Source organism: Thermomonas sp. (assembly GCF_046293095.1).
Classification (GTDB): domain Bacteria; phylum Pseudomonadota; class Gammaproteobacteria; order Xanthomonadales; family Xanthomonadaceae; genus Thermomonas.
Genome location: NZ_JBKBPN010000003.1, coordinates 487,750 through 501,076, shown reverse-complemented (window position 1 = coordinate 501,076; position 13,327 = coordinate 487,750). Strand labels below are relative to the sequence as shown.

The 13,327-nt window shown below is 68.6% G+C and carries 15 protein-coding genes; 5 read left to right on the top strand and 10 right to left on the bottom strand.

Going from position 1 to position 13,327, the window contains the following annotated elements; translation table 11 throughout:
* Positions 1 to 35: 35 nt before the first annotated feature.
* The gene (locus ACK4SG_RS08495; protein WP_409601288.1) at positions 36 to 896 is read right to left on the bottom strand and encodes a patatin-like phospholipase family protein; all 861 of its coding nucleotides are present in this window, start codon (positions 894 to 896) and stop codon (positions 36 to 38) included.
* A 29-nt stretch (positions 897 to 925) separates the two neighbouring features.
* Positions 926 to 1,897 carry a helix-turn-helix transcriptional regulator gene (locus tag ACK4SG_RS08490; protein ID WP_409601287.1) on the bottom strand — a complete coding sequence of 324 codons (972 nt, stop codon included), beginning with the start codon at positions 1,895 to 1,897 and terminating at the stop codon, positions 926 to 928.
* Between the two features lie 70 nt (positions 1,898 to 1,967).
* Here ACK4SG_RS08490 and ACK4SG_RS08485 point away from each other — a divergent pair, with 70 nt between their 5' ends.
* Positions 1,968 to 2,612, top strand: coding sequence for a DUF481 domain-containing protein (locus ACK4SG_RS08485; protein ID WP_409601286.1), 645 nt, complete (start codon positions 1,968 to 1,970; stop codon positions 2,610 to 2,612).
* A 22-nt stretch (positions 2,613 to 2,634) separates the two neighbouring features.
* Here ACK4SG_RS08485 and ACK4SG_RS08480 read toward each other — a convergent pair whose 3' ends face one another.
* The gene (locus ACK4SG_RS08480) at positions 2,635 to 3,510 is read right to left on the bottom strand and encodes an SDR family NAD(P)-dependent oxidoreductase (protein ID WP_409601285.1); all 876 of its coding nucleotides are present in this window, start codon (positions 3,508 to 3,510) and stop codon (positions 2,635 to 2,637) included.
* A 25-nt stretch (positions 3,511 to 3,535) separates the two neighbouring features.
* Complete coding sequence (locus ACK4SG_RS08475; RefSeq protein WP_409601284.1) at positions 3,536 to 4,270, bottom strand: HAD family hydrolase; 735 nt, start codon at positions 4,268 to 4,270, stop codon at positions 3,536 to 3,538.
* Positions 4,271 to 4,343: 73 nt separating this feature from the next.
* On the opposite strand from ACK4SG_RS08475, the gene ACK4SG_RS08470 reads away from it, so the two are divergent.
* The gene (locus tag ACK4SG_RS08470; RefSeq protein WP_409601283.1) at positions 4,344 to 4,862 is read left to right on the top strand and encodes an adenine phosphoribosyltransferase; all 519 of its coding nucleotides are present in this window, start codon (positions 4,344 to 4,346) and stop codon (positions 4,860 to 4,862) included.
* Positions 4,863 to 4,872: 10 nt separating this feature from the next.
* Here the strand turns inward: ACK4SG_RS08470 and ACK4SG_RS08465 are convergent, their stop codons facing one another.
* From ACK4SG_RS08465 to ACK4SG_RS08450, 4 genes are all read right to left on the bottom strand, one after another.
* Complete coding sequence (locus ACK4SG_RS08465) at positions 4,873 to 5,904, bottom strand: proline iminopeptidase-family hydrolase (protein ID WP_409601282.1); 1,032 nt, start codon at positions 5,902 to 5,904, stop codon at positions 4,873 to 4,875.
* A gap of 163 nt (positions 5,905 to 6,067) precedes the next feature.
* Entirely contained in the window at positions 6,068 to 6,409 is a 342-nt protein-coding gene (locus ACK4SG_RS08460) for a zinc ribbon domain-containing protein YjdM (RefSeq protein ID WP_409601360.1), read from the bottom strand.
* Positions 6,410 to 6,483: 74 nt separating this feature from the next.
* Positions 6,484 to 7,524, bottom strand: a complete 1,041-nt coding sequence (locus ACK4SG_RS08455; RefSeq protein ID WP_409601281.1) for a diguanylate cyclase — start codon at positions 7,522 to 7,524, stop codon at positions 6,484 to 6,486.
* Between the two features lie 171 nt (positions 7,525 to 7,695).
* On the bottom strand, positions 7,696 to 8,004 hold the full coding sequence (locus ACK4SG_RS08450) for a hypothetical protein (RefSeq protein ID WP_409601280.1): 309 nt from the start codon (positions 8,002 to 8,004) through the stop codon (positions 7,696 to 7,698).
* Positions 8,005 to 8,252: 248 nt separating this feature from the next.
* Between ACK4SG_RS08450 and ltaE the strand changes: the two genes are divergently transcribed.
* Both ltaE and ACK4SG_RS08440 read left to right on the top strand, forming a co-directional pair.
* On the top strand, positions 8,253 to 9,272 hold the full coding sequence (gene ltaE, locus ACK4SG_RS08445) for a low-specificity L-threonine aldolase (RefSeq protein ID WP_409601279.1): 1,020 nt from the start codon (positions 8,253 to 8,255) through the stop codon (positions 9,270 to 9,272).
* A 260-nt stretch (positions 9,273 to 9,532) separates the two neighbouring features.
* Complete coding sequence (locus ACK4SG_RS08440; protein WP_409601278.1) at positions 9,533 to 10,096, top strand: fasciclin domain-containing protein; 564 nt, start codon at positions 9,533 to 9,535, stop codon at positions 10,094 to 10,096.
* Positions 10,097 to 10,179: 83 nt separating this feature from the next.
* On the opposite strand, the gene ACK4SG_RS08435 is transcribed toward ACK4SG_RS08440, so the two are convergent.
* Positions 10,180 to 10,734 carry a hypothetical protein gene (locus ACK4SG_RS08435; protein ID WP_409601277.1) on the bottom strand — a complete coding sequence of 185 codons (555 nt, stop codon included), beginning with the start codon at positions 10,732 to 10,734 and terminating at the stop codon, positions 10,180 to 10,182.
* A gap of 26 nt (positions 10,735 to 10,760) precedes the next feature.
* Positions 10,761 to 11,615, bottom strand: coding sequence for an undecaprenyl-diphosphate phosphatase (locus ACK4SG_RS08430; protein ID WP_409601276.1), 855 nt, complete (start codon positions 11,613 to 11,615; stop codon positions 10,761 to 10,763).
* A gap of 251 nt (positions 11,616 to 11,866) precedes the next feature.
* Between ACK4SG_RS08430 and glnA the strand changes: the two genes are divergently transcribed.
* A complete protein-coding gene (gene glnA, locus ACK4SG_RS08425; protein ID WP_409601275.1) occupies positions 11,867 to 13,276 on the top strand; it encodes a type I glutamate--ammonia ligase in 1,410 nt (469 codons plus the stop codon).
* The last annotated feature ends 51 nt before the right edge of the window (positions 13,277 to 13,327 follow it).

The window sequence follows — 13,327 nt, the reverse complement described above, 5'->3', positions numbered from 1 at the left end:
TGTGGATTATTCGAAGGCAAGTTTCCGGTCTGAATTCAGTACCCTGCCGCGTCCAGCGCCTTCTCCGCCTCGCGGCGGCCGATGTCGATCAGCTCGGAGGCGCGCCAGAACTCGTAGAACAGGCAGATATCGCGCGGAATCTCGATCAGCAGATCCGGCGGGTCGAGTGCCAGCTGCACGCGGCTGATCCGTTCCTGCATGGTTTCCAGGGTGCGGGCGATCATGTCCATGATGCCGGAGCGCTGGGTGACGGGACCATTTCCGGCGAGGTGGAACGCGTTTTCCAGCCAGCGGTTGAGCGGAGTGTCCGCGGCTGGCGAGCGTTTCGGCGTGCTGGCAACGACGCCTGCCCGGACAGGAGTCCGGCTGCCATTGAGATCGACTGCAATGACCCGGTGCGGGACGGCCAGCCGGGTGGCGGTAATCGGCAACGGTGAAAGCAGGCCGCCATCCACCAGTTCCATTTCGCCCACCATCAGTGGGGTGAAAATCCCGGGAATGGCAAAGGATGCGCGCAGCGCATCCCAGAGGTCGCCGCTGCGCAGCCAGACTTCGCGCTGCCTGCGCAGGTCCACTGCCACGGCGGTGAAGTCGATCGGCAGGTCTTCGATGCGGGGTTCACCGATCAATTCGCGCAGGGTGCGCACCAGGCGTTCGCCGGTGAACATGGCCGGCCGGCCCAGGCCGGGGTCGAGCAGGCGCAGCATGTCGTTGCGCGACGTCCGGCACATCCAGTCGCGCAGCACGTCCAGCTTGCCGGCGGCAAACGTGCCGCCGACCAGCGCCCCGCACGAGGTGCCGGCCACGGCATCGATGTACAGCCCGCGTGCCTGCAACACCTCGATCACGCCAATCTGGGTCAGCCCGCGCGCGCCGCCGCCGCTGAGGGCCAGCACGATCGGAGGTTGTTTTCCGACCGGAGCCATCAGTCGGCCCCGTAGTTGGACAGCGCCAGTTGCAGGTGTGCGCGCAGCTGTTCGCGCAGCGCCTTCGGCTCGATGATCTCGGCGTCGGCGCCGTAGTGCAGCACGTCCATCAGCAGCTCGCGCGGCACCGAGTATGGCAGCTTCAGTTCGTAACGGCCGTCCGGCAGGAAGCGGCCCTGCTGCTGCGAGTGCCAGTGCTCGTCGGCCACCCAGCGCGCCGCCTTGGCGGAAAAGCGGATCGTGGCCCAGCCCTTGGGGGCGCCGGAGAAAATGCCGTAGCTGCCGGCCAGGTGCGCGTTCAGCGCCTCTTCGTCCACGTCCTGCGCCCGCCCGTCCAGCATGCGCGCGCCGGCGATGCGGTCGATGGAGAAGCTGCGCAGGCCTTCGCGGTCCTCGTCCCACGCGTCCAGATACCAGTTGTCGCGGTAGTGGGTCAGCCGCTGCGGACTGACCGTGCGCCGGGTCTTCTCGTCGGTGGAGCGCGCGCGGTAGTCGAACGTCAGCCGGCGCCGCTCCAGCACGGCGGAGGCGACGATGCGGAAGGCGTGCTCGTCCATCCGGCGGATGCGATGCGGGATCACCCGCACCCGCTCCACCGGCCAGCGCTTGCCGCCCGAGTGCGCGTCCAGCAACTTTTCCACCCGCTGCTGCAGCGGCGCCAGCGCGGAGGACAGCATGCCGCCGCTGCTGCGCGCCAGCAGCTGCTGGGCCGCCAGCAGGGCGTGCAGTTCCTCGGAATTCAGCCACAGGCCCGGCAGTTCGAAGCGCTCGGCTTCGGCTTTGTCGTAGTGGAAGCCTGCCTCGCCGTCGCCCACGACAGGGGCCATCAACGCATCGCGCAGGAAGGCGATGTCGCGGTAGACGGTGGCGCGCGAGCAGCCCAGCGCGTCCTGGAGATGGCTCACCGTGACCGGGCGGCGTGCGGCCTGCAGGGTGCGGTGCAGGGCGATGATGCGTTCGTAGCGGTCCATGCGGCGATTATGCGGCAGCCGTTCACGGTTCGCGGGCCACGGGCGTGGTTAGAATGCAGGCGGACCCCCGATGCCGACGACCATGCTGCCCCTGCTGTGGCTGGCGTTCACCGCGCCGCCGTCCGTCCTGGCCCCATTGCCGCTGCCGGTGTTGCCGCCGGAGGTGGCGCAGCGTCTGGTGGCGCCGCCGCGCTGCCTGGCCGCGCAGTGCGCGAACGGGGAATGGGTGGTGGACGCGATGGCCGCGATTCCCGCTGGCCAGCGCCGGGTAGGGGCGGACGATCTGCCGGGCAGCGGCGGGCGCCTGCGGTTGCCCAACGAGCGCCGCGACTGGGTCAAACCGCTGGGCAGCAATGCCCGCGTGGCGATGCAATACGGCCTGCAGGCGGTGAAGACCCCGGGCACCAGCGTGCGGGTGTCGGTGGACACCGGCTACCGGATGCAGGCCTACGCCGACGATGGCATCGCCAGCACCGGGCCGATCCTGCGCGGGCAGGTGGAATGGAGCCAGGCGCTTGGCAAGCGGGCGCGGCTGTCGCAGGTCACTCGGGTGGAAACCGGCCAGCGCGGTGCCTACCTGCGCAACAGCCTGCTGCTGAACCTGCAACTCAAGCCAGCGCTGACGCTGAGCTCGGGCGTGGAAACGCGGCGGGACCGTGACATCGCCGGCCGCAACCAGACCGACGCCACCCTGAGGCTGAAGTACGCCTTCTGATGGGCCCGATCGGGCAGGGCCGTTACGCGGACGCCGCCGCGCTGGCTTTGGACAGCTCGTGGCGGGCCTGGTCGAACCCCTGCGACGGCACGAAGTCGTCCTCGCGGCTGCTCAGCTCCACCCAGCGCTCGAGGATGGCTTCCGCGGTGGCGGCGTCCCCGAGGTGGATGCCCCGGGTCAGCGCGATGTAGGCCAGTTCGAAGCTGCCGGCACCGGCGCTGAGGATGGCGCGGTTGGGTGCGTTGTCGGCCACCAGTGCCAGCACGGCCGGGCTGACCAGCTCGGGTTTGAACTGGGCCAGCTGGTCCGCCGGCAGGATGCCCTCCATCATCCGCGTCGCACCGGTCGGGGCCAGACAGTTGACGCGGATGTCGTGCTTGGCGCCTTCGATGCCCAGCGTCTGCATCAGCCCCACCAGCGCCATCTTGGCGGCCGCGTAGTTGGCCTGGCCGAAGTTGCCGTAAAGGCCGCTGCAGGAGGTGGTCATCACGATGCGGCCGTAATTGCGCTCGCGCATGGGGTTCCAGACCGCCTGCGTGCAGTGGACGGCGCCCATCACGTGCACCTCCAGCACCAGCCGGAAGTCCGCCAGCGGCATCTTGGCGAAGCTCTTGTCGCGCAGGATGCCGGCATTGTTGACCAGGATGTCGATCTGGCCCCAGTCGGCCAATGTGGCATCGACCATCGCCTGCACCGCTTCGGCATCCACCACCGAACACTTGGCGGCGCGGGCCTGCCCGCCGGCGGCACGGATCTCCTCCACCACCGCGTCGGCCCCGTCGCCGAGGTCGTTCACCACCACCTTCGCGCCACGCCGGGCCAGCAGCAGCGCATGCGCACGCCCCAGCCCGCCGCCTGCGCCGGTGATGATGGCGGTCCTTCCGGTCAGATCGATCACGCATTGCCTCCGATGTCGTTGCTCATCACGCTGCTGCCAGCGCGTCCAGTTCCCGCACCACCTGTGGCAGCGCGCCGATGGCCTCGATCGTGCGCATCCGCGCCTGTCCCGCCTCCACCTGCGCGCCGGCCTCGTGGGCCCAGGTGGTGTGGTACGGCACGTGCACGCCCCAGCCGCCCAGCGCCAGCACCGGCGCGATGTCAGAGCGTAGCGAATTACCCACCATCAGGAAGCGGCCAGCGGGCACCTGGAACTCCTCCAGCAGCCGCGCATAGGTGGGCGGGTCTTTCTCGCTGACCACCTCGATGCGGCGGAACAGGTCGGCCAGGCCGCTGTCGCGCACTTTGGCTTCCTGATGGAACAGGTCGCCCTTGGTGATCAGCACCACCGGATATTCCGCGGCCACCGCTTCCACCGCATCGCGCACGCCGTCGAGCACCTCCACCGGATGCCGCAGCAGTTCCTTCGCCAGGCCGACGATGCGGTGCAGGTCCTGCGCGCTGATGCGGGCCTCGGTGATCTCCACCGCCGCCTCCACCATCGACAGCGCCATGCCCTTCACGCCGTAGCCGAAGATGGCGATGTTGCGCGCCTCGTAGTCGTACAGCCGCTGCAGCACGTCATCCAGATCCACGTAGGCCGACAGGATCTGCTCGAACTGCGCTTGCGCCGCGTCGAAATAATCCTGGCTGCGCCACAGGGTGTCATCCGCATCGAAGCCGACCAGGGCGATGCCATCGCGGGAGGGAGTGGAAGCCATCGCCGCATTCTACGCAGGCGCCGTGGGCTGGGGCATGATGGCAATCCCGTTTCCACTGCGTTCCGGCCACCCGATGACCGACTGGCCCCGCCTGATCCGCGACACCCCCGACTTCCCGCGCCCCGGCGTGCTGTTCAAGGACATCATGCCGGTGCTGGCCGATGCGGCCGCCTTCGCCGCGGCGATCGATGCGCTGGCGGCCCCCTGGCGGGATGCGCGGGTGGATGCGGTACTGGCGATCGAGTCGCGCGGCTTTCTGCTGGGCGCCCCGCTGGCCCGCGCCCTGGGCACCGGGCTGGTGCCGGTGCGAAAGCCCGGCAAGCTGCCCGGCCCGCTGCTGGAGGCGCGCTATGCGCTGGAATACGGCGAGGACACGCTGCAGGTGCAGGCGGCGGCAGTCGCGCCCAAGGCGAACGTGCTGCTGGTGGACGATGTACTGGCCACCGGCGGCACCCTGCTGGCCGCACGCACGCTGGCGCGCCGGCTGGATGCCGAGATTGTCGGCGCCAGCGTGCTGCTGGAAATTGCCGCGCTGGGCGGCCGCGCGCGCTGGGACGACGCCGCGCCCCTGCGCGCCGCGCTGGTGGTGTAAGCGCCGCGCTTCAGCGCGCCTCGTCCACCTTGTGCAGCCACGCCAGCAGGCCAGTGAAGTACGCCTGCTGGTCGTCGTACATTGCCATGTGGCCGCTGTTGGGCAGGTACAGGAAGTCGCCGTGCGGCAGGCGCCCCGCCATCATCCGCATCCACTTGGGGTCCATGGTGTCGTGCTCGGCGCCGATTACCAGCGTGGGCACGGCGATCTTCTCGAGGTCATCGGTGCGGTCCCAGTCCACCAGCACGCCGCTGGCACCCATTTCGCTGGGGCCCTGCATCGGCACGTACACGGCCTTGTTGAGGTGGCGACCGAATGCACGCAGCACCGGCTCCGGCCACTGCGCCATCGGCCGGCGCAGGAAGTGCGCCTCGTAGAACGGCGCCAGCAGCTCCTCGTAGCGCGGGTCGTCGTAGCGCTTGGCGGCCTCCAGCGCCAGGATCTCCTTCAGCGCGGCCTGGTCCATCTGCGGCATCAGCACGTCGCGCGCGTAGCGGTTGTACGCGGGGATGCTGGACATCATGTTGGAGACCACCAGCCCCTTGAGGTGCTGCGGGTACTTCAGCGCGTACTCGATGCCGAGGATGCCGCCCCACGAGTGTCCCAGCAGGAAGAAGTTCCCGCGGTCCAGGCCCAGCGCCTGGCGCACCTGCTCCACCTCCTCGACGTAGTGGTCGATGTTGAGGAACGGCGTCATGTCCTTGGGCTGGTCGCTGTAGTACGAACCCAGCTGGTCGTAGTAGTAGTACTCGATACCGTCGGCCGGCAGGAAGCTGTCGAAGGCCTCGAAGGCCTCATGGGTGCCGCCCGGCCCGCCGTGCAGCAGCAGCACCTTGATGCGCGGGTTGTGGCCCACGCGCTTGGTCCATACGCGGAAGTCGCCGTGCGGGGTGTGGATTGGGATCATCCGCACCCCGCCCGCCCAGGCATCCTCGCCGGTCGCGGCGTGGTAGCTGGCCAGCGTGGGCCGCTCGCCGGCGGCGGCCAGCAGGGGCATGGCAAAGGCAAGCGCGCACAGCAGCACGGTGGCAAGACGGCGCATGGTGGATTCCCCGGTGGATCTTGCGCACGACTATAAGCCCGCGGTGCTGTGCACGTCACCGCCGGACGCGTCTGGCCGGCACCCATTCAAGGGTGCAATAACCCGCCGCGATCTGCGTGGCCAAGGACGCCAGTGGCAAACGCGTGGTCGCGGATTGGGTGGCTCAGGCCTTCTTCACGAACTCCGACTTCAGCCCCATTGCGCCGATGCCGTCGATCTTGCAGTCGATGTCGTGGTCACCGTCCACCAGACGGATGTTGCGCACCTTGGTGCCCACCTTCACCACCAGCGACGAACCCTTCACCTTCAGGTCCTTGATGACAGTGACGGTATCGCCGTCCTGCAGCACGTTGCCGACGGCGTCCTTCACCACGCGCGGGGCGTCCTCCGCGGCAACCGTGTCACCGGCACGCCATTCGTGGCCGCACTCCGGGCAGACCAGCTGGGCGCCGTCCTCGTAGGTGTATTCGGAGCCGCAGCTTGGGCAGGGCGGAAGCGTGGTCATCGTGGTGCCATCGGGCAGGAAGTGGAATGCCATTCTAAAGGATGCACCTCTGCGCCCCGGCGGGCGAACGCTGCTCAGTCGGCGCCCGCGGCCTCGATGCGATCCCGTCCGTTGGCCTTCGCCGCGTACAGCGCGGCGTCAGCGCGCGCCAGTGCGGCATCGATGCCGTGCTCCCCGGGCCGCACCTCCGCATAGCCGGCGGAAAAGGTGAAGGGCACCGGTGCCCGCACCGAGGCGACCTGCGCGCGCAGGCGCTCCAGCAGGATGCGGGCGCCCTCGCCATCGGTGCCCGGCAGGACCAGCGCGAATTCCTCCCCGCCGTAGCGCACCGCCTCGTCGTCGCGGCGCAACACGCTGCGCACGGTATCAGCCAGTCGGCGCAGGATCTGATCGCCGACGGCGTGGCCGTGGGTGTCGTTTATGTCCTTGAAGTGGTCGATGTCGAGCATCGCCACCGTCATCGGCAGCGTCGGCGCCTCGCGCTGGTCGGCGCGCAGCACGTCGAAGGCGCGGCGGTTGCGCAGTAGCGTCAGCGCATCGGTGGAGGCCAGCTTCGCCAACTGGTGGGCGAGGCGGTCGCGCTCGGCCAGTGCCTCCCGCAACTCAAGGTTGCGCAGGCGCAGTTCGAGCAGGCGCGATACCTGCCGGGCTAGGCCTTCCAGTGCATCCCGCTGAAGCTTGGACAGCCGTCGCGGCCGGGAATCCAGCACGCACAGTGTGCCGACCGCGAAGCCGTCCGGCGAGACCAGCGGCACGCCTGCGTAGAACCGGATGCCCTGGCCCAGGTGGACTAGCGGGTTGTCGCGGAAGCGCGGATCACGGCGCGCATCGGAGACCACCAGCATCTGCTGTGGGACGCGGATGGCGTAATCGCAGAACGCGATGCAGCGCTCGGTCTGGGCGAAGTCAATGCCGTGGCGCGATTTGAACCACTGCCGGTCGCGGTCGATCAGCGAGACCAGCGCCATCGGCGCGTCGCATACGGCCGCTGCGACGCGCGTGAGGTCGTCGTAGGCCTGCTCCGGCACGGTGTCCAGAATCTGCAGGCGGTCGAGCGCGGCTTGGCGCTGGCGCTCGTCGATGGCAGAAGGGTCGGAGGCCGACGGCGTGTGCATGTCCGCCACCTTACGTCACGAACATGAACGGAGATTCACGTCCGGACGAGCGCAAAAACGAAGGGCGGCCCAGGCCGCCCTTCGTGCCACAACACATCGGCTGCCGCGTCCTTGCGTGCGTTGTTGTTCTTATCCTGATGGAACGGGTGAAGACGCAGGGGCCGGGGACCCTCAGCGCGGGTCGGTCTTCGCCGCATCGTCTCCCTTGGCCGGTGCCGCCTTCGTGTCATCCGCCTTGCCGTCTGTCTTCGCCTCGGACTTGTCGGCCTTCGCCGCCATCGGATCGCCGGCCATGCCGGCCCCGGCGGCGTGCGCCATGCCGTCGGCGGACGCGTCCCGTGCCTGCGTCGGCATCTGCTCGGCGGCCTGCGCCGGCACGGTCTTCGGGGCCTGCTGCGCCTCCTGGGCGAAGGCCGCGCAGGTGGCGAACGCCGCGACCACGCCGGCGAACAGGGCCATCGAGGATTGGGGCTTGTGCATCGGTGTCTCCTTCGGTTCTGCGGGGGATCAAAACGTTGGGGAAGCCCGGCCGCGCCACCACACGGAAAACACGCATTGCGACCGGGCCACCCGCACCTTACGCAGGCGGTCTGAACGACCACCGCCGGGCAACCTGAACCTCCACGCCCGCTTAACCACTGCCTCCGCGAAGCGCGCTACCGCCCCCTGCGCCCCACCCGGATTCCGCAGTACAGTCAGCGCCCCGGCAGCCGAGAGAAGGACAAGCGATGCACGTGGTCGACCTGCGCAGCGATACCGTCACCCAGCCCACCGCGGCGATGCGCGAGGCGATGCACGCGGCACCGGTGGGCGATGACGTCTACGGCGAGGACCCGACGGTCAATGCCTTGCAGGAACGGCTGGCGGCGATGCTGGGGTTCGAGGCGGGCCTGTTCGTGCCCACCGGTACGCAGTCGAATCTGCTTGCGCTGCTGTCGCACTGCGAGCGTGGCGACGAATACCTCGTCGGGATGGACGCGCACACCTACAAGTTCGAAGGCGGTGGCGCTGCCGTGCTGGGCTCGATCCAACCGCAGCCCATCGTGCAGGCCGAGGACGGCAGCCTGCCGCTGGATCGCCTGGCCGCGGCGATCAAGCCGGTGGATCCGCACTTCGCGCGCACCCGCCTGCTGGCGCTGGAGAACACCTGGCACGGCCGCACCCTGCCGCTGGACTACCTGCGTGCGGCGGGCGACGTTGCACGCGAACGCGGCTTGGGTTACCACCTCGATGGCGCCCGTCTGTTCAACGCGGCCGTCGCCTGCGGCGTGCCGGCACGCGAGATCGCACGCCATTTCGACACCGTCTCGGTCTGCCTGTCGAAGGGCCTGGGTGCGCCGGTTGGCTCGGTGCTGGTCGGCAGCCGCGCGCTGATCGACAAGGCGCGGCGCTGGCGCAAGGTCTGCGGCGGCGGCTGGCGTCAGGCCGGCATGCTGGCGGCCGCCGGCCTGTACGCCCTTGATCATCACATCGACCGGCTGGCCGACGACCACGCCCGCGCCGCCCGACTGGCGGAACGGCTGCGCGCCATCGACGGCCTGACCGTACTCGGCCAGCACACCAACATGGTTTTCATCGACGTGCCTGTGGCGCGCCTGCGTGACCTCGACGCGCATCTGCGCGCGGCGGGCATCCGCATCAGCATCGGCTACCTGCCGACGCTGCGCCTGGTCACCCACCTCGACGTGGACGATGCCGGCATCGCCCGCACTGCGGACGCGTTCGCGCGATTCTTCGCTGCGGGCTAAGCACCGGACGTCGACCTCCGACGATCCGCTCTGAACGTCCACCGCGGCGCAGCCTGAGCCTCGACGCCGCCTCAACCCGCCGCCGAAAGCAGGTTCCGCAATGCGCGCGCGTGTTCACGCCGCGTGAAATCGCGCGACGCCACGCGGGGATCGACTGCATCACTGCATCCAGCCGCGTGGCGGCGTCGTAATGCTTCCTGCAACGTCGGCGCTCCACCGCCCGCGTGAGCACACTCCCCCATTGATCCGGAGATTCACCGATGAAGTCCACTCTGCCGTTCGCCCTTGCCAGCGCCCTTGCCCTTTCCCTGTGCGTTGCTCCTGCCGTTGCCACCACTCCCATGGAAGCCAGCAACCACGCCACGCACGCCCAGCAGAAGGATATCGTCGCTGCCGCCGTCGCCGCGCCCAGCCTCAGCACCCTCGTCACTGCAGTGAAGGCCGCCGATCTGGTCGGCACGCTGCAAGGTGCCGGCCCGTTCACTGTTTTCGCGCCCACCAACGAAGCTTTCGGCAAGCTGCCAGCCGGTACCGTGGACGCTCTGCTGAAGCCGGAAGCTAAGGCCGCACTGACCGGCGTGCTGACCTACCACGTGGTGGCCGGCAACGTGGATGCCGCCACGCTGGCCAAGCAGATCCAGGCCGGCGGCGGCACCGCCACGCTGACCACCGTGCAGGGCGGCACGCTCACCGCCAAGGCCGATGGCATGGGCGGCATCGTGCTGACCGACGCTAAGGGCGGCACTGCCAAGGTGGTCGCCGCCGACATGCGCCAGAGCAACGGCGTGGTGCACGTGATCGACAGTGTGCTGATGCCGCAGTAATCCCGTTGTGGGCAAGTCGCGGCGCGCGGGCGGCCTTGCCGTCCGTGCCCGCGCAGGCGTGCAGCGCGGCCGCCCGCGTGGCTTCAGCGCGCCCCCGGGGCGCTGTCCACCGCCTCGAAAGCCAGGGTGTCGCCACCTGCATTGACCAGAATCAGCCGTGTTGGCGTGGCCTGCTCGAACCGCAGCGCCAGGCGGCCCTGTAGCCGCAAGGCCAATGCCGCCCCCGCCGCGGCCAGGGCCGGGTTCTCGCAGGGCGCGCTGGCACTGTTGAACGGCGCCACCAACAGGCTGTCCGCCGCTGCGCTGTGATGGGCGCTGATCACGTTGCATGCGCCGCCTATGCTGACCAGCGAGGCATTGAAATCCAGCCGGAGCGGTTTGTCCGGGCGGGCAGACAGGGCCGCAATGCGATGGCCGCCCGCGTCGGTCGCCGTCGCCAGACGCCAGGAATGGCGGGTCAATTCCAGCACGGTGGCCAATGCGCCAGAGGGAGCCGGCATCGCCTGTTGCAGCTCGGCTGCTTGCGGCTGCGATGAAGTTCCCGGCATGACGGCCACGGGCGCAGGCGCAGGCGCAGGCGTCGCCTGACAGCCTCCCAGCAGGGACCCGAACAGCAGCATGGCGCACGCCTTGTCCATCGCAAAGCCTCCTGGACCCGCTCCGATCACTGCCCCGTCGGCAACCACAGCAGCAGCGCCGCACCCAGCAGGACGCGGTACACCGCAAACGCGGTGAAGCGGTGGCCCTGGATGAAGCGCAGCAGCCACTTCACCGCCACGAAGGCGGTCACGGCCGAGGCGAGGAACGCCACGCCCAGCGCGCTCCAGTCCTCGCCGGCCATTCCACCATCGCGCCAGGTCGCCAGCAGCTCGTAGCCGGTGGCGGCGAACATGGTGGGAATGCCTACCAGGAAGGCGAACTCGGTGGCGGCCGCGCGGCTGGTGGTGCCCGCCAGCAGGGCCACAAAGATGGTCGCCGCGCTGCGCGAAGTGCCGGGAAATACGCCTGCTACGATTTGCGCCAGGCCGACCAGCAGGGCGGTACGCCAGGCGATGGCCGTGCGCTCGCCCTCGCGCGCCGCGCGCCGTGCCGCCAGTTGCTCCGCCAGCATCATCCAGACGCCGCCCAGCACCAGCGCCCAGGCGATGGGCTGGACGGTGTCGGGCAGCATCCAGCCCAGCTTCTTCACCAGCAGGCCGCCGGCCGCGGTGACCGCGAACGCGGCCGCCAGCTTGTAGGCGTATTCCCGCGATTGCGCCGGTGGGGTGGGCACGCCCAGCGGATCGAAGTCGGCCGGAGCATCGCGGCCGATGAAAGCCAGCAGCATGCCCCACAGGCGCTTCCAGTAGATCAGCACCACTGCCAGGATCGCGCCGGCCTGGATCGCCACGTTGAACAGGTCGCTGCGGTGGCCCAGCCAACGCTCGGCGATCAGCAGGTGGCCGGTGCTGGAAATCGGCAGGAATTCCGTGATGCCTTCGATGATGCCCAGCAGCAGGGCGGCAAGCAGGTCGGTCATGGAGCAGCGGCACCAGATGGGGCGTGCGGCACCCGCACGGAGGCGGCCAGCATACTCGAACCATTGATTGCACTAAAAATGTGCAAATTGCACACAATTGATCCATCCGCGTGCCCGGGCCGGCCGCCGCCGCCGCAACGATCTTTTCAAAATCAATCTCTTGCGTCAGGCAAAGCGGTTGGCACGCCGTGTGCTTAGGTGGATGCATCGCCGCCGCCGGCGATCCCATTCCCTTCGCCCCGGAGTCTGCCATGTCGCTTGAACACATCGAAAAACTCGTCAAGGACCACAAGGTCGAATTTGTCGACCTGCGCTTCGCCGACATGCGCGGCGTCCAGCACCACGTGACCTTCCCCAAGTCGATCATCGATGCCAGTCTGTTCGAGGACGGCAAGATGTTCGATGGCAGCTCGATCTCCGGCTGGCGCGGCATCCAGAACTCCGACATGGTGCTGTTGCCGGATGCCTCCACCGCGTTCCTGGATCCGTTCACCGCTGACCCAACGCTGGTGCTGACCTGCGACATCCTGGACCCCACCACGATGCAGGCCTATACGCGCGACCCGCGCGGCGTTGCCAAGCGTGCCGAGGCCTACCTCAAGGCCAGCGGCATCGCCGAACAGGCCTTCTTCGGCCCCGAGCCTGAGTTCTTCATCTTCGACTCGGTGCGCTTCGCCAACGAAATGGGCCACACCTTCTTCCACGTCGATTCGGAAGAGGCCCACTGGAACTCGGGCCGCGACTACGACGGCCGCAACAGCGGCTACCGCCCGATGGTGAAGGGCGGCTACTTCCCGGTCGCCCCGCTGGATTCGCTGCACGACCTGCGCGCCGAGATGTGCAAGACGCTGGAAGCCGTGGGCATCGAGACCGAAGTGCACCACCACGAGGTGGCGAACGCCGGCCAGTGCGAGATCGGCACCCGCTTCAACACACTGGTGAAGAAAGGCGACGACCTGCTGACGATGAAGTACATCATCAAGAACGTCGCCCACCGCAACGGCAAGACCGCGACCTTCATGCCCAAGCCGCTGGTCGGCGACAACGGCAGCGGCATGCACGTGCACCAGTCGCTGGCCAAGGCCGGCGTCAACCTGTTCTCCGGCGACGGCTACGGCGGTCTGTCGCAGGTGGCCCTGTGGTACATCGGCGGCATCTTCAAGCACGCCCGCGCCATCAACGCGTTCGCCAACTCCACCACCAACAGCTACAAGCGCCTGGTGCCGGGCTTCGAGGCGCCGGTGATGCTGGCCTACTCGGCGTCCAACCGCTCGGCGTCGTGCCGCATCCCGTACGTGGCCAACCCGAAAGCGCGCCGCATCGAGATCCGCTTCCCCGATCCGATGAACAGCGGCTACCTGACCTTCGCCGCGCTGCTGATGGCCGGCCTGGACGGCATCCGCAACCAGATCGATCCGGGCGCGCCGTCGGACAAGGACCTGTACGACCTGCCGCCGGAAGAGGAGAAGGGCATCCCGACCGTGTGCCACTCGCTGGACCAGGCGCTGGAGGCGCTGGACAACGACCGCGAATTCCTCAAGGCCGGCGGCGTCTTCACCGACGACTTCATCGACGCCTACATCGCGCTGAAGATGAAGGAGGTGACCGCGTTCCGCGCGGCCACCCACCCGCTGGAGTACCAGATGTACTACACGATCTGACCGGGCTGCCGGCTGTGCGCGGGCGGGCGGCAACGGGCCTGCTTGCGCATC

Coding starts and splice junctions, on each gene's coding strand:
- ACK4SG_RS08450 (WP_409601280.1), bottom strand. CDS start 8,004: ATGCACAAGCCCCAATCCTCGATGGCCCTGTTCGCCGGCGTGGTCGCG.
- ACK4SG_RS08475 (WP_409601284.1), bottom strand. CDS start 4,270: ATGGCTTCCACTCCCTCCCGCGATGGCATCGCCCTGGTCGGCTTCGAT.
- ltaE (WP_409601279.1), top strand. CDS start 8,253: ATGCACGTGGTCGACCTGCGCAGCGATACCGTCACCCAGCCCACCGCG.
- ACK4SG_RS08440 (WP_409601278.1), top strand. CDS start 9,533: ATGAAGTCCACTCTGCCGTTCGCCCTTGCCAGCGCCCTTGCCCTTTCC.
- ACK4SG_RS08490 (WP_409601287.1), bottom strand. CDS start 1,897: ATGGACCGCTACGAACGCATCATCGCCCTGCACCGCACCCTGCAGGCC.
- ACK4SG_RS08470 (WP_409601283.1), top strand. CDS start 4,344: ATGACCGACTGGCCCCGCCTGATCCGCGACACCCCCGACTTCCCGCGC.
- ACK4SG_RS08465 (WP_409601282.1), bottom strand. CDS start 5,904: ATGCGCCGTCTTGCCACCGTGCTGCTGTGCGCGCTTGCCTTTGCCATG.
- ACK4SG_RS08460 (WP_409601360.1), bottom strand. CDS start 6,409: ATGACCACGCTTCCGCCCTGCCCAAGCTGCGGCTCCGAATACACCTAC.
- ACK4SG_RS08430 (WP_409601276.1), bottom strand. CDS start 11,615: ATGACCGACCTGCTTGCCGCCCTGCTGCTGGGCATCATCGAAGGCATC.
- ACK4SG_RS08455 (WP_409601281.1), bottom strand. CDS start 7,524: ATGCACACGCCGTCGGCCTCCGACCCTTCTGCCATCGACGAGCGCCAG.
- ACK4SG_RS08435 (WP_409601277.1), bottom strand. CDS start 10,734: ATGGACAAGGCGTGCGCCATGCTGCTGTTCGGGTCCCTGCTGGGAGGC.
- glnA (WP_409601275.1), top strand. CDS start 11,867: ATGTCGCTTGAACACATCGAAAAACTCGTCAAGGACCACAAGGTCGAA.
- ACK4SG_RS08485 (WP_409601286.1), top strand. CDS start 1,968: ATGCCGACGACCATGCTGCCCCTGCTGTGGCTGGCGTTCACCGCGCCG.